21 protein-coding genes and 1 pseudogene are annotated in these 18,138 nt (G+C 71.5%); 11 read left to right on the top strand and 11 right to left on the bottom strand.

Annotated features, from left to right (window positions below; genetic code table 11):
* Positions 1–16: 16 nt before the first annotated feature.
* The 4 genes from ABZU46_RS18140 to ABZU46_RS18125 all read right to left on the bottom strand — a co-directional run bounded on the left by ABZU46_RS18140 (position 17) and on the right by ABZU46_RS18125 (position 3,242).
* Positions 17–1,417, bottom strand: coding sequence for a cellulase family glycosylhydrolase (locus ABZU46_RS18140; protein WP_354859139.1), 1,401 nt, complete (start codon positions 1,415–1,417; stop codon positions 17–19).
* 116 nt (positions 1,418–1,533) lie between these two features.
* The gene (locus tag ABZU46_RS18135) at positions 1,534–1,758 is read right to left on the bottom strand and encodes a hypothetical protein (protein ID WP_354859137.1); all 225 of its coding nucleotides are present in this window, start codon (positions 1,756–1,758) and stop codon (positions 1,534–1,536) included.
* A 3-nt stretch (positions 1,759–1,761) separates the two neighbouring features.
* Positions 1,762–2,397 (bottom strand): hypothetical protein, encoded by a 636-nt coding sequence (locus ABZU46_RS18130; RefSeq protein WP_354859135.1) that lies wholly within the window; start codon positions 2,395–2,397, stop codon positions 1,762–1,764.
* Between the two features lie 161 nt (positions 2,398–2,558).
* On the bottom strand, positions 2,559–3,242 hold the full coding sequence (locus ABZU46_RS18125; RefSeq protein ID WP_354859132.1) for a dihydrofolate reductase family protein: 684 nt from the start codon (positions 3,240–3,242) through the stop codon (positions 2,559–2,561).
* Here ABZU46_RS18125 and ABZU46_RS18120 point away from each other — a divergent pair.
* Entirely contained in the window at positions 3,168–4,145 is a 978-nt protein-coding gene (locus ABZU46_RS18120; RefSeq protein ID WP_354859129.1) for an aldo/keto reductase, read from the top strand. The genes ABZU46_RS18125 and ABZU46_RS18120 overlap by 75 nt on opposite strands.
* A 19-nt stretch (positions 4,146–4,164) precedes the next feature.
* On the opposite strand, the gene ABZU46_RS18115 is transcribed toward ABZU46_RS18120, so the two are convergent.
* The gene (locus ABZU46_RS18115; protein ID WP_354859126.1) at positions 4,165–4,908 is read right to left on the bottom strand and encodes a DUF2071 domain-containing protein; all 744 of its coding nucleotides are present in this window, start codon (positions 4,906–4,908) and stop codon (positions 4,165–4,167) included.
* Here ABZU46_RS18115 and ABZU46_RS18110 point away from each other — a divergent pair.
* Positions 4,885–5,055 (top strand): DUF5709 domain-containing protein, encoded by a 171-nt coding sequence (locus tag ABZU46_RS18110; RefSeq protein WP_354859124.1) that lies wholly within the window; start codon positions 4,885–4,887, stop codon positions 5,053–5,055. The two genes, ABZU46_RS18115 and ABZU46_RS18110, sit on opposite strands and share 24 nt — an antisense overlap.
* Positions 5,056–5,109: 54 nt before the next feature.
* Here ABZU46_RS18110 and ABZU46_RS18105 read toward each other — a convergent pair whose 3' ends face one another.
* On the bottom strand, positions 5,110–6,690 hold the full coding sequence (locus ABZU46_RS18105) for a DHA2 family efflux MFS transporter permease subunit (RefSeq protein ID WP_354859121.1): 1,581 nt from the start codon (positions 6,688–6,690) through the stop codon (positions 5,110–5,112).
* A gap of 143 nt (positions 6,691–6,833) precedes the next feature.
* Here ABZU46_RS18105 and ABZU46_RS18100 point away from each other — a divergent pair, with 143 nt between their 5' ends.
* Complete coding sequence (locus ABZU46_RS18100; protein WP_354859119.1) at positions 6,834–7,088, top strand: hypothetical protein; 255 nt, start codon at positions 6,834–6,836, stop codon at positions 7,086–7,088.
* Positions 7,089–7,104: 16 nt separating this feature from the next.
* On the opposite strand, the gene ABZU46_RS18095 is transcribed toward ABZU46_RS18100, so the two are convergent.
* The 4 genes from ABZU46_RS18095 to ABZU46_RS18080 form a co-directional block, all read right to left on the bottom strand.
* A complete protein-coding gene (locus tag ABZU46_RS18095; RefSeq protein WP_354859116.1) occupies positions 7,105–8,355 on the bottom strand; it encodes a DUF222 domain-containing protein in 1,251 nt (416 codons plus the stop codon).
* Positions 8,356–8,465: 110 nt separating this feature from the next.
* Entirely contained in the window at positions 8,466–9,050 is a 585-nt protein-coding gene (locus ABZU46_RS18090; RefSeq protein ID WP_354859169.1) for a DinB family protein, read from the bottom strand.
* 76 nt (positions 9,051–9,126) lie between these two features.
* Positions 9,127–9,930, bottom strand: coding sequence for an IclR family transcriptional regulator C-terminal domain-containing protein (locus ABZU46_RS18085; RefSeq protein ID WP_354859114.1), 804 nt, complete (start codon positions 9,928–9,930; stop codon positions 9,127–9,129).
* Between the two features lie 3 nt (positions 9,931–9,933).
* Positions 9,934–11,370 carry an amidohydrolase family protein gene (locus ABZU46_RS18080; protein WP_354859111.1) on the bottom strand — a complete coding sequence of 479 codons (1,437 nt, stop codon included), beginning with the start codon at positions 11,368–11,370 and terminating at the stop codon, positions 9,934–9,936.
* Positions 11,371–11,565: 195 nt separating this feature from the next.
* On the opposite strand from ABZU46_RS18080, the gene ABZU46_RS18075 reads away from it, so the two are divergent.
* The 5 genes from ABZU46_RS18075 to ABZU46_RS18055 are packed head-to-tail and all read left to right on the top strand — an operon-like array spanning position 11,566 to position 15,674.
* Positions 11,566–12,702 carry a CoA transferase gene (locus ABZU46_RS18075; protein WP_354859109.1) on the top strand — a complete coding sequence of 379 codons (1,137 nt, stop codon included), beginning with the start codon at positions 11,566–11,568 and terminating at the stop codon, positions 12,700–12,702.
* Positions 12,687–13,457 (top strand): citryl-CoA lyase, encoded by a 771-nt coding sequence (locus tag ABZU46_RS18070; RefSeq protein ID WP_354859107.1) that lies wholly within the window; start codon positions 12,687–12,689, stop codon positions 13,455–13,457. Before ABZU46_RS18075 ends, ABZU46_RS18070 begins: the two co-directional genes overlap by 16 nt.
* A 32-nt stretch (positions 13,458–13,489) precedes the next feature.
* On the top strand, positions 13,490–14,353 hold the full coding sequence (locus ABZU46_RS18065; protein WP_139583672.1) for an extradiol ring-cleavage dioxygenase: 864 nt from the start codon (positions 13,490–13,492) through the stop codon (positions 14,351–14,353).
* Positions 14,350–14,712, top strand: coding sequence for a hypothetical protein (locus ABZU46_RS18060; RefSeq protein WP_354859104.1), 363 nt, complete (start codon positions 14,350–14,352; stop codon positions 14,710–14,712). The genes ABZU46_RS18065 and ABZU46_RS18060 overlap by 4 nt, the downstream gene beginning before the upstream one ends.
* On the top strand, positions 14,709–15,674 hold the full coding sequence (locus tag ABZU46_RS18055; protein WP_354859101.1) for a zinc-binding alcohol dehydrogenase family protein: 966 nt from the start codon (positions 14,709–14,711) through the stop codon (positions 15,672–15,674). Before ABZU46_RS18060 ends, ABZU46_RS18055 begins: the two co-directional genes overlap by 4 nt.
* Positions 15,675–15,759: 85 nt before the next feature.
* Here ABZU46_RS18055 and ABZU46_RS18050 read toward each other — a convergent pair whose 3' ends face one another.
* On the bottom strand, positions 15,760–16,587 hold the full coding sequence (locus ABZU46_RS18050; protein ID WP_354859098.1) for an AraC family transcriptional regulator: 828 nt from the start codon (positions 16,585–16,587) through the stop codon (positions 15,760–15,762).
* A 50-nt stretch (positions 16,588–16,637) separates the two neighbouring features.
* Between ABZU46_RS18050 and ABZU46_RS18045 the strand changes: the two genes are divergently transcribed.
* The 3 genes and pseudogenes from ABZU46_RS18045 to ABZU46_RS18035 all read left to right on the top strand — a co-directional run bounded on the left by ABZU46_RS18045 (position 16,638) and on the right by ABZU46_RS18035 (position 18,054).
* Entirely contained in the window at positions 16,638–17,060 is a 423-nt protein-coding gene (locus ABZU46_RS18045; RefSeq protein WP_354859095.1) for a DUF2000 domain-containing protein, read from the top strand.
* Between the two features lie 45 nt (positions 17,061–17,105).
* Positions 17,106–17,330 (top strand): annotated as a pseudogene (locus ABZU46_RS18040) (alginate lyase family protein); the annotation flags it as partial.
* Positions 17,331–17,481: 151 nt separating this feature from the next.
* On the top strand, positions 17,482–18,054 hold the full coding sequence (locus tag ABZU46_RS18035) for a hypothetical protein (protein WP_354859092.1): 573 nt from the start codon (positions 17,482–17,484) through the stop codon (positions 18,052–18,054).
* The last annotated feature ends 84 nt before the right edge of the window (positions 18,055–18,138 follow it).

Genomic DNA, 18,138 nt, shown 5'->3' with positions numbered 1-18,138 from the left:
CAAGCGCGCGGCCGGGTCACCTCATGTTGGCGACCACGAACGGCGCGTGGCCGTGCAGGTAGTTGTTCCACCCGCCGGTCACCGGCGCGCCGGGGCTGAGCAGGTTGGTGGTGTCGGTGCCGACGTCGAGCTTCCAGGCGGTCCAGGAGATGTTGTTCGCCTTCATCCAGTCGATCCAGGACTGCGCCTCAGGCAGGCAGGCCCGGCCGTCGAGGCCGCCGTCGGCGTTGCTGGCGCCCCACTCGGTGACGAACAGCGCCAGGCCGGCCCGGATCGCCGCGTCGCCCTTGGCGCGCAGTGACCCGCCGTGGGTGCACGAGTAGAAGTGCAGCGTGTACATGAGGTTGGTGCCGGAGACGGGGCTGGCCGCCGCGGCGTCCACGTCCTGCGACCAGGTCGGCGTCCCGAGCACGACGATGTTGTCCGGATCCGCGGCGCGGATCGCGGACACGACCGCCTGGTGGTACGGCTTGATGACGCCGGTCCAGCTGAACTGCAGCGGCTCGTTCCACGTCTCCCAGATCACGTTGGGCAGGTGACCGTAGCGACGTGCCAGGTCACCGAAGAACGCCACCGCCTGGGACTGGTTGTTCTGCGCCTCGTGCGCGTGCCAGTCGACGATCACGTACACCCCGGCGGTGACCGCGTTGTTGATGATCGTCTCCACCTGCGCCCGCGCCCTGCCCGGATCGCTGAGGTACGCCCCGGCCGGCTCCACGCCCATCGCCGCGCGGATCACCTGGAGGTTCCAGTTGTCGCGCATCCAGGTCAGCGCGGACAGGTTCTCGGCGTAGGGAGCGGTCTCCCAGTTGAGCCACATGCTGCTGACGCCGCGCAGCTGCACCCGCGCGCCGAACTTGTCGCACATCGTGGTGCCGCAGACCCGCAGCTGCCCGTACCGCTGCACGGGTGTGCCGGTCGTCGGCGGCGGAGTGGTCGGTGGCGGGGTCGTGGGCGGCGGAGTGGTCGGTGGCGGGGTGGTGGGCGGCGGGGTGGTGGGCGGCCGGGTCGTGGGCGGGGTGCCGCCGGTGCAGGACACGCTGTTGCCGTTGACGGTGCAGTTCACCGGAGTGCCGGAGCCGTTGACGAGGAAGCCGAACGACGTCGAGGCGCCGGCCCCGAGGGTGCCATTCCACGACACGTTGCTGAAGGTGTAGTGGTTGCCCGAGGTCGCCTGCTGGGCGTTCCACGACTGGCTGATGCTCGACCCGGCCGGCAGGTCGAACTCGACCCGCCAACTGCTGATCGGCGCGGAGGTGTCGTTGGTGACCGTGACCTGGCCCTGATAGCCACTGCCCCAGTTGTTGGTCACGGAGAACACGACAGTTGCCGCGCTGGCCGGCGTGGCGATCATCGCCACCGCGCCGGCGAGCAGGCCGGCGACGGCCAGCGACGTGACAAGTCTCAGTGTGCGCATGCGGAACCCGCTTCTCTTCGACGGTGATGGTCTGAGGCGGGGCGGCGCCTTCACGCACAGTATCGATCAACGACGATGTCCGGCAAGACGGGACGCGATGCCCGCCGCTCGGCAGGTCAACCCCGCCGCCAGCCCCAACGGCGCGAACCGGTCGCGTGCCCCGACCCACCCTTCTCCCGGGCCAGCATCTCGGCGGCGACCCGCAGCTTCTGGGCGGGCTCCGCGGCGGCCGGGCCCAGCGTCTCCACGAAGCGGTTGCCCATCGCCAGCACCATGGCCGCCCGGTCGAGGTCGCCGATCAGGACCAGGCACTGGGCGTACACCCCGTAGGTGTTGGCCATCTCCTAGAAGGTCAGCGGACGCGCCAGGTCGAGCAGCCCCTGGCGCAGCTCGCAGGCCCGCGACGCCGCCAGCGCCGCCTCCTGGGCACCGTCGCCCGACGAGGGCCGCGTGAGGTGCCGGTGCAGCAGCGCCGTCGCCTGGTTGTGGTAGGCCGTGCCCATCGCCTCCCGGGTGCGGGGCCCGGCGGACGGCGGAGATCCGGCGGAGGTCAGACCCACCGTCACGGCCCGTTCCAGCAGGTCCCTGCGCGTGGCGGGCTGACCGGCGGCGAACGAGACCTCGGCCAGGTCCACCAGTGCGGTGATCAGCTCGGCGAGGGCGTCGTCCCGGGGTGCGGCCGCCACGTTCCCGCCCTCGGCCGCCACGGCGTCGTACACCCGCTCGAAGACGACCACCGCCTCGCCGCCGGGCGCCATCCCGTCGGCGGCCCTGCCGCGCGCCGAGAGCAGCATGCTGTGCCGCCACAGCGCCCGGGCCAACTGCTGCTGGTCCTCGCGGACCCCACCCGGACCGCGCACAGCCTCCCGGTACGCCTCGATCACCCGGACCCACAACCGGTCCGCCTCCGCCCAGGTGCCCTGTCGCGCCGAACGCTCCCGCGCCTGCTCGAACAACCGTCGCCGCTCGTCCGGTCCCATCGTGCGCACCGCCCTTCGTGGTCGCCCCCAGCCCACACCGCCAAAAGCAGTGAGACTCGTCGATTCTAGGTCGCCCCGATGGTCACCCCCCGCGCCCACTGCGGCGGCGCGCTCGGTACGCGGTCCACCTCCTCGCTCCACGACGCCCGGTCCCGAGGCGGTCAGGCCGCCGGGCGTACCCGGTAGGCCAGGTGCGTGACGCCGTCGCCCTCGACGACGCGGAAGGGGCCGTCGAGTTGCAGCGGCGCGATCGTCAGGCCGGCGAACAGCGGTATGCCGGCGCCGAGCACGACCGGGACGAGGTCGACGTGCACCTCGTCGAGCAGGCCGGCCTCGACGACCTGGGCCGCGATGGTGCCGCCGTTGACGCCGACCTCCTTGTCACCGGCGAGCGCCTTCGCGCGGTTGATGGCGCTGGCGATGCCGTCGGTGACGAAGACGAACGAGTCATTCTCCGGCTCCCAGCCCTGCGGCACGGTGTGCGTGACGACCACGACGGGTACGTCCATCGGGTGCCGGCCGCCCCACCCGCCGGTCATGTCGAACAGCCGCCGGCCGACGACAAGCGCGCCGGTTCGTTCGGTGAGGTCCCGCAGGTGGCGCGCGCTCGCGGCGGACGTCCGGAACGTCATCTCGGGGTTGGCCGTCGGCGTCTCGACGTCGCCGCTGCCGTACCACTGGAAGAGGTGTTCGAAGCCGCCATGAGCCTGGTTGGACCGCCGCTGGATGCCGCCGGGCGGCAGGCGGAGGACGGTCGTAGCGTGGTGCCCATGAGAACCACCACGCTGGGCAGTGCAGGGCCCGAGGTCGGCGTCATCGGTCTCGGGTGCATGGGCATGAGCCACGGATACGACATCACCGGCCCCCGCGACGACGACACCTCGATCTCGGTGATCCGGCAGGCGCTGGACCTGGGCGCCACGCTGATCGACACGTCCGACGTATACGGGCCGTACACCAACGAGGAGCTGGTCGGCCGGGCGCTTGCCGACGGCCACCGGGAGCGGGCCGTCCTGGCGACCAAGGTCGGGCTGGTGGCCACGTCCCTGACCGGAGGCCCCGGCAACTCACCGAAGATCGGCAACAACGGCCGGCCGGAGCACATCCGCACGGCCATCGACGACAGCCTGCGCCGCCTCAACACCGACCATGTCGACCTGTACCAGCTGCACCGCGTCGACCCTGAGGTGCCCATCGAGGAGTCCTGGGGCGCGATGGCCGAGGTCGTCGCGGCGGGCAAGGCCCGTCAGATCGGCCTGTCCGAGGTGACGGTGGACCAGATCGCGCGGGCCCAGGCCGTGCACCCGGTGGCGTCGGTGCAGTCCGAGCTGTCCCTGTGGACCCGGGACCCGCTGGCCGAGGTTCTGCCGTACTGCGTCGCGCACGGCATCGCCTTCCTGCCGTTCTCCCCGCTGGGCCGGGGTTTCCTGACCGGCCGGTTCTCGTCGTTCGACGATCTGCCGGCCGACGACTTCCGACGCGGCCTGCCGCGCTTTCAGCAGGACGCGCTGCGGGCCAACCTGGCCATCGTCGCCCGGGTCCGGGAGATCGCCGACCGGGCCGGCGTCACTCCCGCGCAGGTCGCGCTCGCGTGGGTGATCGCCCAGGGCGACCGGGTCATCCCGATCCCCGGCACCAAGACGCCGAAGTACCTGGTGGACAACTGCGCGGCCGGCGACGTGCAGCTCGGCGCCGAGGAACTGGCCGACCTCGACGCGCTGCCCGCCCCCGAGGGCGGTCGCTACTGAGCGTCCGGCGGCCCGGCGCTCAGCCGGGCCGCCGGAGCGTCACCGGCGGGCCGAACCGCACCCCGACACCGGGCGAGTAGAGCACGCTGACCGGCGGTCCGACCGGCGCCGGCAGCCCGGCGGCGGCGACCAGCCCGTCGTCCAGGTGCAGGAGCTCGGCGCGGTGCAGCGGCCAGCGGGGATGCCAGTTCGGCAGGTGCAGCGTGCGACCGTACGCCCGGGTGTTCAGCCCCCACCGGGCGGTGAGGAAATGGTCCAGGGGGGCGGGGTCGGCGATCGGCTCCCCCACCCGGACCGCCATCCGGCTCGTCGTACCCGCCGGGCCGGGCCAGCGACGCCGGCACCGGTAGGTGAGTCGGTCGCCGTCGCGGTCCAGCCGCATCGACGACCAGAGGTATGGCAGACGCAGCGTCGCCCGTGCCACCAGCACCGGCACCAGTCGGGACGCGTCGAGCGAGCGGAACACGACGGCCCGTCGACCGGTGTCGTCGACCGAGTAGAGCCGGACGTTCGTCTCGGCGAAGGTGCCGAAGTACGGCACCCCCGGGCCGCGACCGAAGCCCAGCCCGACCATCCGGAAGCCGATCAGGCCGACGTAGCTCACACCGTCCAGCGTGTCCGGACGAGTGCCGGCGGGCAGCAGCGGCGCGACGAGTGCCGGGTCGACGGCCCAGTGCAGAAAGGTGAGATCCTCCCAGCGCTGCCGCAGCATCGACCAGGGGAACACCTGCCGGGGTGAGTGGTCGACCGGTTCGATGTCCACCCCCTCATCCTGCCCGGCGTCCGCGAGGACGACGAGGCCGACTCGGTCGCCTGGGACGGGATCGACACGGGCGCCGCCAGCGCGGAGGAAGCGGCGATCCACCTGGTCGAGGACCCGGACGGACCCGGCGACGGTCCACTGCGCTGACGCCGTACCCGCCGCGCTCAGCATCCGGAAGGGACGCTGAGCGCGGCGGGTCGGTCAGTGGATGACGACGGGCGTCTTGACCTGCTCGCCCTGCGGGTCGTCGAGCTGCGCCGGCTGACGCCGGCGCGGCAGCAGCGCGGCCGGGATGAACGTGAGCACGACAAGCGCGAACGCGACCCAAAACGTGGTGGCGAACGACTTCGCGGCGAAGTCGAGCCCGCGCTCGATGATCGACGGGTCCACCGGCATCTGCTGCAGCAGCTCCGGCCGCTGCTGGGAGGCGATGGCCAGCCCGGCCTCGGTGATCGGCTTGCCGCTCTCGTCCACCAGTCCGGGGATCGGCCGGGATCCGTTGAGCTCGTTGGTGAGGATCACCGACATGACGGCGGCGCCGACCGAGCCGCCGATCTGCTGGAGGATGTTGACCAGCGTCGAGCCGCGGGCCACCTCCTGCGCCTGCAACGTCCGCAGCGCCGACGTCATGATCGGCATCATCGTGCCGCCCATGCCCAGACCCATCACGAACAGCGACCCGCCGAGCAGCCAGTACGAGGTCTGCGGGTCGACCTGGGTGAAGCTGAAGAACCCGACGACGATGAGCGCCAACGCGAACGGAACGGTACGGCCGATCGGCACCCGGTCGGCAAGCGTGCCCGCGATCGGCATGGTGAGCATCGCGCCGATGCCCTGCGGGGCCATCAGCAGGCCGGCGGCCAGCGTCGACTCACCGCGCACCTGCAGGAAGTAGCTCGGGAACAGCAGGCCGGCGCCCATGAACGCGATGATGAACACGAACAGCGTCACCGAGGCGATGGTCAGGCTGCGGTTGCGGAACAGCCGCAGATCGAGCAGCGGGTGCCGGGGCTTGAACGAGTAGAGCACGAACGCCACCACCAGCGCGCCGCCGACCAGCATCGGCGCCCACACCTTGGCCTCGGCGAAGGTGCCCGCCTCCGGCAGCGACGAGACGCCGTAGAGGAACAGCGCGAGACCCGGCGAGAGCATCAGCATGCCGACGAAGTCGAAGGACTCGGAGGGCTCGGGCGCGTCCTTCGGAAGCGCGAACTGTGCGTAGATCAGCGCGACGACACCGATCGGCAGGTTGATCAGGAAGATCCAGTGCCAGCTCGCGGTGTCGATCAGCCAGCCGCCGAGGATCGGGCCGCCGATCGGCCCGAGCAGCATCGGAATGCCGAGGACGGCCATCAGCCGGCCGATCCGGTGGGGCCCGGCCGCGCGGGTCATGATGGTCATGCCCAGCGGCATGAGCATGCCACCGCCGAGGCCCTGCAGCACGCGGTAGCCGATCAGCTCGCCGATCGAGTCGGCGGTGGCGCAGAGCCCCGACCCGATCGTGAACAGCGCCAGCGCCACCATGTAGAGCCGTTTGGTGCCGAACCGGTCGGCGGCCCAGCCACTGAGCGGGATCACGGTGGCCAGGGCGAGGGTGTAGCCGGTCATCGTCCACGCGACGCGGGCGTAGGACGCGTCGAACTCGTTCTGGAATGTGGGCAGCGCCACGCTGACCACCGTCACGTCGAGGATCGACATGATCGCGCCGAGGACGACGACGCCGGCCACCTTGAGCACCGCGGCGTCGAGTTTGTCCGATGTCGCGACGGATTGCTGTGTCACAAATTCTCCTGAAGTCGATTGAGCCGGCCATTGGTGGGCGGTGGCGGCGAAGCCGCGCCGACCAGGCGCGGGGCGCGGCGTGCCAGGACGACGACGCGCGCAGGAAGACTAACCGCCGGTGGTGACGATTTGCCGCCGGATTCGTGACCGCCCGGCCGCGCATCCGAATGGCCGTGGATTTACAGCCGGTCGTCGCGGTGGCGACCAGGTCGTGGGGCTGGCAATCAGGTCGTTGGGCTGACCGTCGTCACACTCGCGGCCTCGACGTGCTCGTCAACAACGCCGGCGTGACCGGCGGAATGCCCCAGGAACCCACCACGGTCGACCTCGCGGTCGGACGCACGGCGATGGAGACCAACGTGATCGGCGTCACTCGGTCGGCCTGCTTTTCCGGGTGATCGGTGGTGGTGGTGGTTACGTTCGTCGGTGGTACTGGTTGCGGCGGGGGATCTGGTCGGGGTCGAGCCAGGCGGGTGGTACGAATTCGGGGTGGCCGTCGCCGCCGAGGCGCACCACCCAGTCGGTGTGGTGCAGGTGTCGGTGGTGGTGGCCGCAGAGGAGGACGGCGTTGTGGAGGGTGGTGGTGCCGCCGTCGGCCCAGTGGTGGATGTGGTGGGCGTCGCACCAGCGTGGTGGTCGGTCGCAGCCGGGGAAGGCGCAGCCTCGGTCGCGCAGGACGAGTGCGCGGCGTAGGGGTCCGGTGATGAGGCGGCGTTGTCGGCCCACGTCGAGTGGTTGGCTGGCGCTGCCGAGGACGGCGGGGAGGATCGCGGCGTCGCAGGCGAGCCGACGCACCGTCTCGGGGGTGAGTTGCGGGCCGATGTCGAGGGAACCGCTGCCCAACTGCCGGGTCAACCCGTCGTAGCTGGTGGTGACGACGATCTGGGCGGGGTCGCCGCCGTTGTCGGGTAGTTCGCCGGTGCGCAGGGCGAGGCGGCACACGTCGGCCAGGGCGTCATGCCGCCGTTGGCCGGGGTTGCGTGCGTCGTCGGGGCCGGTGGGCACGGTCAGCGGGTCGATGGCGGCGCGCAGCAGGCCGGCGGTTTCGGTGTCGAGGATGCCGCTGAGCCGCAGTCGTCCGTCGGTCCGTTCGGAGATGGTGAGGTGCCGGTCGCGCGCAGCCCGGTCGGTCTCGGCCTTGAGTGCCGCGGCGGCGACCGCGTCGGCGGCCTCGGGTGCGACGTGGTCGAGGATGCGGGTGCCGAGTTTGCGCAGCAGGGTGGGGTCGAACTGCCCGGCCCACTGCACCAGAACACCGACGGCTTTGTCGGCGGCCTCGGCGCCGGCCGACGCCGCCGCCGCGCCAATCGTGTCGGTGATGACGCGGGCCTGCTCGGCGGTGACCGTCCCGGCCGCGAGGGCGTCCCGCACGGCGGGCGGTGCGGCGTCGAGGGCGGCGGCGAGATCGACGAGCCGGCGGGCGGCCGGGATGGTGAGGTGCAGCCGTTCGCGCAGCCACACCGCGGTGGACGACGCGCCCTGGGTGCGGGCCGTGCCGCGGCCGTCGAGCTCACGGACCAGGGCGAGAGTCACGGCGGCGAGGCGCTGCTCAATGCGGTGCGCGGCGTCGAGCGCCGCGATCAACTCCTGCTCGGGCAGAGCCCAGGCGGCGGCGTCGGCGCGGGCTGCGATCGCGTCCTCTGCCTGCGCCAACTCCTCGACCATGACCCGAGACTAGAACGGGTGTACGACACTTTCAGTCACCATGATCGATTGGTCGCGGGGGCAGTCCGCCATCATCCCGGAACGCTCGGACCAGGGCGCCCACCGCCCGGCTAGGGCAGCATCGGTGGGAGTTTGCTGGCGTCGAGGGCTGCCTGCTCCACTCGCCGGCGGTGGTCCAGCCACCATGACTCGTCCCCGGTGGGCAGGTTGTCGTTGCTGGGCAGCAGCCCGGCCGCGCCGTCGATGAGTTCGCGCACGATGTCGGCGTGGCCGGCGTGCCGTTGGGTTTCCGCGATGACGTGGACCAGGACGTGGTGCAACGTGACCGCTGCGTCGCCCCACCACGGCACGCGTCCGACCTCGTCCAGCGCAAGGGCGTCAATGGTGGTGTCGGCGTGGACGATCGCGCGGCGATACAGTTCGACGATCTCCTCGCGGGTCTCATCCGCGCTCGCCCACATGTCGGCATTGGTCTCCGCACCATCGCCGATGTACGGCAGCTCCTGCTCGAACGGTCGGCCGAACACGACGCCGAAGTAGAGGATCTCCATGGCCGCCGAGTGCTTCACCAGACCGAGCAGGTTGGTCGCGGTCGGGGTCAACGGCCGCCGAATGTCGTATTCGCCGAGCCCGTCGAGCTTCCACAGCAGCGAGTCGCGGCCGCCCTTCAAGTAGCTGTGCAGGTCTGCCTTCATCGCCGGCACTATGGCATCTGTTGGTGTCGGCGTTGCCCCGGACGATCCGCGGAGCTCATGGGCACCCGAAGCGCAGCTAGGCGGTGACCACCGGGACGGCGGCGGTCAGCGCCCAGTCGTGCCCGATGTCGGCCGCCGCGCGGAGCAACCTCGGAAGGTGCTCCTCGCGCAGGGTCTCCAGTGAGGTCTCGGCCGCGTGCACGGTCACGTTGATCGCCGCGACGACCCGCCCGTCGCCGTCGCGCACGCCGGTGGCGACGGACCGGATTCCCGGGGCCAGGTCCTGGTCGGCGAGTGCCCAGCCCTTCGCCCGAGCCTCCCGCAGCACCGCGTCGAGTTCGCCGGGCGAGGGCTGCCAGCGTGGCGTGATGCCGGAGCGCGTCGGCTCAGCGAGTACGGCGGCCAGGGTCTCCGGTGGCAGCGCCGCGAGCAGCACCTTGCCCATCGACGTCGCGGGCGCGGGGAAGCGGGTGCCGATGGTGACACCGAGCGTGACGATCTTCGGGACGGCCACCCGGGCGACGTAGACGATGTCGCTGCCGTCGAGCTGGGCCATCGAGGTCGACTCGTTGGTCTGCGCGACGAGCTTCTCCATGTGCGGGCGGGCCACGTCCCACATGTTCAGCGCGTTGACGTACGCCATCCCCAGCTCCAGGACGCGCGGGGTGAGGGCGTGGCCACGGCCGACCGCGCGGACGTAGCCCAGCGACTCGAGCGTGATGAGGATGCGTCGGACGGTGGGCCGGGCCAGGCCGGTGGCGGCGGCGATCTCGCTGAGCGTCATCGACGGGCAGGCGGGACGGAAGGAGCGCAGGACGTCGAGGCCACGGGCGAGAGCCTCGATGAAGTCGGGCCCGGCGCCCCTTCCGTTGTCACTCATGTCCTAATGCTTCCATTGGGCCGAGCCGGCGTCCCACTCGGTGTACTGGTACGGGTTCTCCAGGATGGCGGTCTCCGGGACGTCCGGGTTCATGCCACGCTGCCACGCCTCCTCCCCCATCGTCTCGCGCAGGTGGTCGATGGTCGCCGCCACCCGGGCCCGCGCGGCGGCCAGGTCGACACCGACGAGGCGGCCGTCCCGCTTCACGACCCGGCCACCCACCAGCACGGTGTGCACGTCGCCGCGCTGGGCCTGGAAGACGACGTGACCGTGCGGGTTCAGGATCGGGAACATCACCGGGGAGGCGTCGTTCTTGATCAGAACGATGTCGGCCTGCCGGCCGGGGGTCAAGGCGCCGACCGTGGAGTCCATGCCGAGGGCACGGGCGCCGCCCCGGGTGGCCCACTCGACGACCTGCTCGGCGCGCAGGTGGCAGTGGGTGATCGTGTCCTGCTTGGCGTGCGCCTCCAGGTGCTCACGGGAGCGGTCGGCGCCGAGCGTGCTCCGCATCGCCGAGAAGAGGTCACCGCTCCACCACACGCTGGTGTCCATCGACAGCGACACCGGAATGTCGTGGTGGCGCAGCTGCCAGGTGGGCGGGTACCCCTGCCCGGCGCTCTGCTCGCTCTCGGTGGAGACGGAGACGGAGCCGCCGGTCGCGGCGATCCGGTTGTACGAGTCGTGGGTGAGCGTGGCCGCGTGCACGTACACGGTCGACGGGGTCATGAAGCCGCCCTCGTGCATGAGCCGGATGCCGTCGTCGTTGGTGGCGCCCCACACGCCGGCGTGCGTGGTCACCGCGGCGCCCAACTCCCGGGCCACCTCGAACGCGGCCCGCTCGGGGAACGCGGGATCGCCGGTGACGTCGAACGCCATCTGGAAGCCGGCCAGCTTGCCGCCGTCGATCCGCCGGCGGTGGAAGTCGCGGAACTCCGGCGAGGTGGCCCACTCCCACGGCCCCTGCTGGATGTTGCCGTAGGCCAGCACGAACCGGCCCGGCACCGCTTCGAGGGCGTCGACGGCCGCGTCCGCGTGATCGGGCGTCTGCAGGCCGTGTGACCAGTCGACAGTGGTGGTCACGCCGGCGTCGATCGCCTCGATGGCGCCGAGCAGGTTTCCCGCGTACACGTCCTCGGGGCGGAACAGCTTGCCGGATTCGAGGTAGTACCAGACGAAGTACTGCGTCAGCGTCCAGTCGGCGCCGTACCCGCGCATGGCGGTCTGCCACATGTGCCGGTGGGTGTCGACCATGCCCGGCATGAGGATGCCGTCGGTCGCGTCGATCTCCAGGGCGTCGTCGGGCGCGGTGAGACCGACGCCGACCTCCGCGATCCGGTCGCCGACGACCAGCACGTCGGCGCCGGGCAGCACCGTGTGGGCGTCGTCCATGGTGAGAACCAGGCCGTTGCGGAAGATCACCGGCCGGTCGGTTGCGCTCATCGCCACCCATTCCTCTCCGGGTACGAGTTTTCCGGACTGTTGTCCGCTGTGCGGCCAGCCCGAGTGGCGCAAGTGTGGTCCCGGCCACGATTCGTGTCAAGAGCGTGTTTCATCGCGATGAATTGCCCGTTGACAGTGCTCGCGTGGTGCCGCAAGCTGACTCGGCGGACAGGTGTCCGTAGAACGGGCGGAAACATGGTGCAGCAATCGACCGGGCCGCTGGCCGGCCTGCTCGTCGCGGACTTCTCCCGGATCCTCGCCGGGCCGTACGCGACGATGCTCCTGGCGGACCTGGGCGCACAGGTGATCAAAGTGGAGAGCCCGGGCGGCGACGACACCCGCACCTGGATGCCACCCACCCGCGACGGCGTTTCGACGTACTACCTCGGCATCAACCGCAACAAGCGGTCGGTCGCCCTGGACCTCAAACAGCCGGACGACCTGGCCGCCGCCCAGGAGCTGGCCCGCCGCGCCGACGTGCTGATCGAGAACTTCCGGCCCGGCGGCCTCGCCCGGTTCGGCCTCGACTACGACACCGTCACCGCGAACAACGAGAAGATCGTGTACGCGAGCATCAGCGGCTTCGGCACCGGCGCCGGGCGGGACTTCCCCGGCTACGACCTGATGGTGCAGGCGATCTCCGGCCTGATGAGCCTCACCGGCGACCCGGACGGCTCGCCATACCGGGCCGGGATCTCGGTCTTCGACGTGATGGCGGGGCTGCACGCGAGCATCGGCATCCTCGCCGCGCTGCACCATCGTGGAGAGACCGGACGCGGACAGCACGTCGAGGTCAACCTGCTCAGCTCGGCGCTGTCCGGCCTGGTCAATCACTCCAGCGGCTACGTCGCCGGCGGCGCCGTCCCGTTCCGGATGGGCAACGCGCACCCCAGCCTCTTCCCGTACGAGCCACTGCCCACCGCCGACGGCGAACTCATCGTCATCGCCGGCAACGACGGGCAGTTCCGCAAGCTCTGCCAGGTGCTCGACCTGCCCGGCCTGCCGGACGACAGGCGTTTCGGGCGCAACCAGGACCGCACCGCCAACCGGGAGGAGCTGCGGCCCCTGCTTGTCGAACGGCTCGCCAAGCGGACCAAGGACGAGTGGTTCCGGGACCTGCTCGCCGCCGGTGTCCCCTGCGCGCCGATCAACACCATCGACGGCGGCGTGGCCCTCGCCGAGGAGCTTGGGCTCGACCCGGTCGTCACCGTCGGCGCCGTGCCCGGCGTCCGCAACCCGATCACCTTCTCCGACACCCCGGCCCGGTACGAGCTGCCGCCGCCCGGGCTCGACGAACACGGCGAGGAGATCCGCGCGTGGCTGAAGAGCTGAGCTTCCCCACCGGGATCGGCACCTCCGACCCGACCACCATCTCCCTGCTCGGGCAGGACCTGGCCGCCGACCTGATGGGCACGGTGGGCTTCGGCGAGCTGGCGTACTGGCTGGTCGCCGGCCGCCGACCCACCCCCGGTGAGGTACGGGTCTTCGAGGCGGTGCTGGTGGCGCTCGCCGACCACGGCTTCACCCCGACGGCCATCGCCGCCCGACTGACGTATCTGTCCGCGCCCGAGTCGTTGCAGGGCGCGCTCGCCGCCGGGCTGCTCGGCGGCGGCTCCCGCTTCCTCGGCGTCACCGAGGACTGTGGACGGTTCCTCGCCGACACGCTCGCGCAGGCCGGTGACGTGACCGACTACGACGCGCTGGCCCTCGACGCCGTCACCCGGGCGAAGCGGGAGCGCCGGCTGGTCCCCGGCCTCGGGCACCCCGTGCACAAGGACCAGGACCCGCGCACCCCCGTGCTGATCCGGATCGCCACCGAGGAGGGCCTGCACGGCCAGCACCTGCGGCTGTTCGAGGCGATCGGCCGCGTACACCCGCAGGTGCTCGGTCGTACCCTGCCGCTCAACGGCGCCGGGGTGTGCGGCGCGGCGCTCGCCGACCTCGGGCTCCCCGTCGAGATGCTGCGCGGCTTCGCCCTGCTGGCCCGCGCGGCGGGGCTGCTCGGGCACCTCGCCGAGGAGCGCCGACGGCCGCTCGGCATGGACATCTACCGCACCGTGGACCGCAACGCCGTCTACGAACCCTGACTCCCCCTCTTCCGCCCCCGAAAGGAGTGGGAATGGCCTCCATCGTCGCGGTCATCGCCTCCACCCACCACCCCTTCTACTACCGGGCCAGCACCGCGACCGGCGAGGACCGGCCACCGTTCGCCGACGAGTGGACCCGCAAGATCCTGGCCTTCCGGGAGACGTTGACCCGGGCCCGACCCGACGTGCTGGTGATGGTCGGCTCCGACCACTTCCACCAGCTCTGGTTGGACAACATGCCGCAGTTCCTGGTCGGCAAGGCGCCCTTCTACGACGCCAACTGGTACAACGAGGAGCGCGAGTTCGGGCTGCCGCGGATGCTGCTCACCGGCCAGGAGGACCTGTCCGCGCACATCCTGCGGGCGGGCCTGGACTCCGGTTTCGACCTGGCGTTCAGCAACGAGCTGCGCATCGACCACAGCATCACCTGCCCGATCATCACGCTGCGGCCCGAGGCCGACCTGCCGATCGTGCCGATCTACACGAACATCTTCGCTCCGCCGCTGCCGCAGCCGAAGCGCTTCGTCCAGCTCGGTGCGGCCATCCGGGAGATCGTCGAGTCCTGGCCGTCGCACCTGCGGGTGGCCGTCATCGGCACCGGTCACCTCTCCCTGGAGCTGGGCGGCCCCCGGCAGTTCGGCCCGCACGGCCCGGACCCGGAGTTCGACAGGCGGGCCGTCGAGTGGATCGCCAACGGGGACCTCGACGGGTGCCTACGCGAGGTCACCCTGGACAGCCTGCACTCGCCCGGCAACGCCACCCACGGCTTCATGGACTTCATGCTGATGATGGGTGTGGCCGGCGCCGGCGTGAAGGCCGACTACGTCGACACCCTCGACCTGTTCCACACCATGGAGGCGTACTTCACCTGGTACCCGAACGGAGCAGCGGCGTGAGCAAGTACCTGCTGAACAAGTTCCTGTTCATGGTCGACCGGGACCCCGACCTGGTTGAGCGCTACCGCAGCGAGGCGCGCGAGCTGGTCGCCTGGTGGGAGGCCGAGTGCGCCAACACGGTGCTGAACTGCCACACCGGCGAGGCGAGCACCTGGCTGCGCTTCGACGACACGGAGCGGGAGGCGTTGGCCACCCACGACCACGTGAAGCTCTTCGAGTTGGGGGCGCACCCGTTCCTCACCCTGACGCTCTTCATCGCCCTCTTCGAGCGGGACAACACCGAGCCGCTGGAGTACCAGAAGTCGTACGGCGCGCGGCTGGCCCACTTCTCGATGCCCTACCCGGACATCGCGACGTGATCCGCGCGGCAGTGCTCACCACCTGCGGCGCCCCACCGACGGTCGTCGAGCGACTGGCCCCCGAGCTGGCCGACGGCGAGCTGACGGTCACCGTCGAGGCCGTGCCGATCACCCCGCTGGACGTGCTCTGTGCCAGCGGCACCAGCTACTTCGGCAGGCCGGCCACCCCGTACGTGCCGGGTGTGCAGGGCGTCGGCCGTCTCGTCGACGGCACGCCCGTCTGGTTCGGCACGTCGGCCGGGATGCGGTCCGGGGTGGACGGCAGCATGGCGACAACTGTCGCGGTGCCCGCCGCCGACGTGGTGACGCTGCCGACCGGCGTACCGCTGACCCTGCTCGCGGCCCTGGGCCTCTCCGCCGTCGCCGCGCACGCCGCCCTGACGTACGCCGGTGGCCTGGCGGCCGGCAACCAGGTCGTCGTGCTCGGCGCCGGTGGTGTGGTCGGCCAGGCGGCCATCCAGCTGGCCCTGCTCGGCGGGGCCCGCCGGGTCGTCGCGGTGGCCCGCTCGGCGGCGGCGCGGTCCCGTGCCGAGGAGCTCGGCGCGGCGGTCGCGATCCCGCTGCTTCCCGACGACGACGTCGCGTCGATGGCCGAGCGGCTGCGGGACGGCGCCGACGGCCCGGTCGACCTCGTCCTCGATCCGGTGTTCGGTGTGCCGGCCGCGGCGGCGCTGCGGGTGCTGCGCCCCGGTGGCCGCCTGGTCAACCTGGGCAGCGCGGCCGACGCGACCGCGCCGATCGAGTCGGCCGTGCTGCGCGGCGGGTCGCTGCGCATGGTCGGCTACACCAACAACGGCCTGTCGACCGACGATCGGGCGGCGTCGCTGGCGCTGGTGGCCGGGCACGCCGCAGCCGGCCGGCTCACCGTCGACCACGAGATCGTGCCGTTCGACTCGGTCGCCGATGCCTGGGAACGCCAGAGCTCCGGCACCGCCGCCGGCCGCATCGTCCTCGCGCTCTGAGCCTCGACCGGATGCACGACACCCCCGCCGAGCTTCACCGCCGTGCCCGGCTCGGAGAGCAACGAGAAGCTGCGGCTGCTCGCGGTCATCGGCGGTCAGCGCCTCGGAGCCCGGGGGCCGCCGGGTAGCGGGCCGGGCTGACGCCCAGGAAACGCCGGAAGTGACGGCTCAGGTGCGCCTGGTCGAAGAACCCGGCGGCGGTGGCGGCCTCGGCGGGGCGCTGACCCGCGAGGAGCAGGCGACGCGCCAGCTCGACCCGGCGACCGGTCAGGTACGAGTGTGGTGGCAGCCCGTGTGCGCGTGTGAAGGCCCGGACCAGGTGGGTCGGGTGGGCGTGCAGCAGCTCGGCGGCCTCGCGCAGTGTGACGCCGTCGACGGTCCGGGCGTCCAGCAGCTCACGTAGCCGGTCGGCGAGGCCGGGCATCCCCGGCGCGGTGCTGACCGGCGCCCGTCCGCGGAGTTGCGTGCGCAGCCGGTCCAGGATGAGCGCGAGTCGGCTCTCGGCCTCGAACTCCTCACCCGGCGTGGCGAGCACGTGGTGCAGGTGGTGGATCCGGTCCCGCAGACGCGGATCGGCCAGGTCCGGTTCGTCCACCGCCCGGCCGACCAGGTCGGGGGCGAGGGCCGAGGTGTCGAGGTACAGGACCCGTTTGCGGAAGCCGTTCGGTGTGGCGGACCGGCCGTCGTGCGGCACGTACGGCGGCAGCAGGGTGACCGATGTGCGCAGCGCGCCGTGGCGGTGCCGGTCCAGGTCGAAGCGGACCGCGCCGTCGTCGACGATCAGCAGCGTCCACACGTCGTGGACGTGCCGTGGGTACGCGTGGTCCACGAAATGGGCGTGGAAGACCTCGGCGACCCCGGCGACGGCGGGTCGCCACGCGCTGACCTGCGAGCCGGCCGGGCGGGTGGCCACGCTAAGAACGTACAAGACCGGTGGGTGTCGGCACCGGCAGGCTCGACGCCATGACCGAACCGATCCGATTTCCCACCAAGATCGCCGTGCTGCTCCGCAACGACCTGGTCGGCTGGCAGCGACTCAACGTCACCGCCTTTCTGGTCAGTGGCGTCGCGCACGCCGAGCCGGAGCTGCTGGGCGAGGAGTACCGCGACGCGGACGGCACCCCGTACCTGCCGATGTTCGGCCAGCCGGTGCTGGTCTTCGCCGGCGACCGGGCGACCCTGACCAACGCGCACTCGCGGGCTCTCGCTCGCGGGCTGCGGCTCGCGGTGTTCACGTCCGAGCTGTTCGCCACCGGCAACGACCGGGACAACCGGGCCGCCGTGCAGGCGGTCGGCCGGGAGAAGCTCGACCTGGTGGGGCTGGCCCTGCACGCGCCGCGCACCGTGGTGGACAAGGTCCTCAAGGGCGCGGCCATGCACCCGTGAGCCCATCCGGCGCGGCGAAGACATTGATATCAATGGGTACGACTCCTGGCGCCCCGCGCCGTCGTCGAGTGCGGCTCCTACTCCAACCCCAACAACGGCTGCACGGACGAGCGCGAGGACGCGATCGCGGCGTACACCCACGCGCTCGCCTGGTGCCTCACCGGCGACTCCCGGTACGCGCAGAAGGCGATCCAGATCATGGACGCCTGGTCGGCGACGATCACCTCGCACACCGGCAGCAACGGACCCCTGCAGACCGGCTGGGCGGCCTCGACCTGGCCCCGGGCCGCCGAGATCATCAAGTACACCTACGGGAGCTGGCCCAACGCCAACCGGTTCGCCACCATGCTGCGCAACGTCTACCTGCCGGTGGTCCGCAACGGCTCGAACAGCAACGGCAACTGGGAACTGGGAACTGACCATGATGGAGGCCGCCGTCGGCATCGCCGTCTTCCTGGAGGACCGCGCCGCCTACGACGCGGCGGTCACCCGCTTCCTCAACCGCACCCGCGCCTTCATCTACCTGCCCAGCGACGGCGCGTTGCCGTACACCGTGCCCGGCAGCGGCCTGGACACCAGCTCGGAGATCATCGGCTACTGGCAGGGCCAGTCCACCTTCGTCGCCGGCCTCGCGCAGGAGACCTGCCGGGACTTCGTCCACACCGGGTACGGGATCTCCGCCATCTCGCACGTCGCGGAGACTTCCGGCATCCAGGGCCGCGACCTGTACCCGCAGGTCGGTGAGCGGCTGCGGCAGGCGCTCGGCCTGCACTCGCGCTACCAACTCGGCGAGGCGGCACCCTCCTGGCTCTGCGGCGGCACCCTCACCCGGGGCCTCGGCCCCGTCACCGAGGTCGGCTTCAACGCGCTGAGCAACCGGCTGGGCACCGTCATGACCAACACGCAGACCCTCACGCTGCAACAGCGACCCGCCGGCACCAACAACCTCTTCGTCGCCTGGGAGACGCTGACCCACGCGAGCAACCCCAACTGACCGCGCCGCGGCGGGGCCGCGGGAAAACCCCACCACACCCGCCCACCCCCCAAACAGTGCGCCCCAACCCCCCCACCCCCACAA

The sequence above is a fragment of the Micromonospora sp. NPDC005197 genome (genome assembly GCF_040608295.1).
Classification (GTDB): domain Bacteria; phylum Actinomycetota; class Actinomycetes; order Mycobacteriales; family Micromonosporaceae; genus Micromonospora.
This window is presented reverse-complemented; position numbering and strand designations above follow the sequence as displayed.

Excerpts from the sequence above, each read along its gene's own strand:
- ABZU46_RS18140 (WP_354859139.1), bottom strand. The coding sequence starts at position 1,417 with ATGCGCACACTGAGACTTGTCACGTCGCTGGCCGTCGCCGGCCTGCTC.
- ABZU46_RS18080 (WP_354859111.1), bottom strand. The coding sequence starts at position 11,370 with ATGAGCGCAACCGACCGGCCGGTGATCTTCCGCAACGGCCTGGTTCTC.
- ABZU46_RS18135 (WP_354859137.1), bottom strand. The coding sequence starts at position 1,758 with ATGGCCAACACCTACGGGGTGTACGCCCAGTGCCTGGTCCTGATCGGC.
- ABZU46_RS18075 (WP_354859109.1), top strand. The coding sequence starts at position 11,566 with ATGGTGCAGCAATCGACCGGGCCGCTGGCCGGCCTGCTCGTCGCGGAC.
- ABZU46_RS18045 (WP_354859095.1), top strand. The coding sequence starts at position 16,638 with ATGACCGAACCGATCCGATTTCCCACCAAGATCGCCGTGCTGCTCCGC.
- ABZU46_RS18085 (WP_354859114.1), bottom strand. The coding sequence starts at position 9,930 with ATGAGTGACAACGGAAGGGGCGCCGGGCCCGACTTCATCGAGGCTCTC.
- ABZU46_RS18065 (WP_139583672.1), top strand. The coding sequence starts at position 13,490 with ATGGCCTCCATCGTCGCGGTCATCGCCTCCACCCACCACCCCTTCTAC.
- ABZU46_RS18120 (WP_354859129.1), top strand. The coding sequence starts at position 3,168 with ATGAGAACCACCACGCTGGGCAGTGCAGGGCCCGAGGTCGGCGTCATC.
- ABZU46_RS18095 (WP_354859116.1), bottom strand. The coding sequence starts at position 8,355 with ATGGTCGAGGAGTTGGCGCAGGCAGAGGACGCGATCGCAGCCCGCGCC.
- ABZU46_RS18130 (WP_354859135.1), bottom strand. The coding sequence starts at position 2,397 with ATGGGACCGGACGAGCGGCGACGGTTGTTCGAGCAGGCGCGGGAGCGT.
- ABZU46_RS18090 (WP_354859169.1), bottom strand. The coding sequence starts at position 9,050 with ATGAAGGCAGACCTGCACAGCTACTTGAAGGGCGGCCGCGACTCGCTG.
- ABZU46_RS18035 (WP_354859092.1), top strand. The coding sequence starts at position 17,482 with ATGATGGAGGCCGCCGTCGGCATCGCCGTCTTCCTGGAGGACCGCGCC.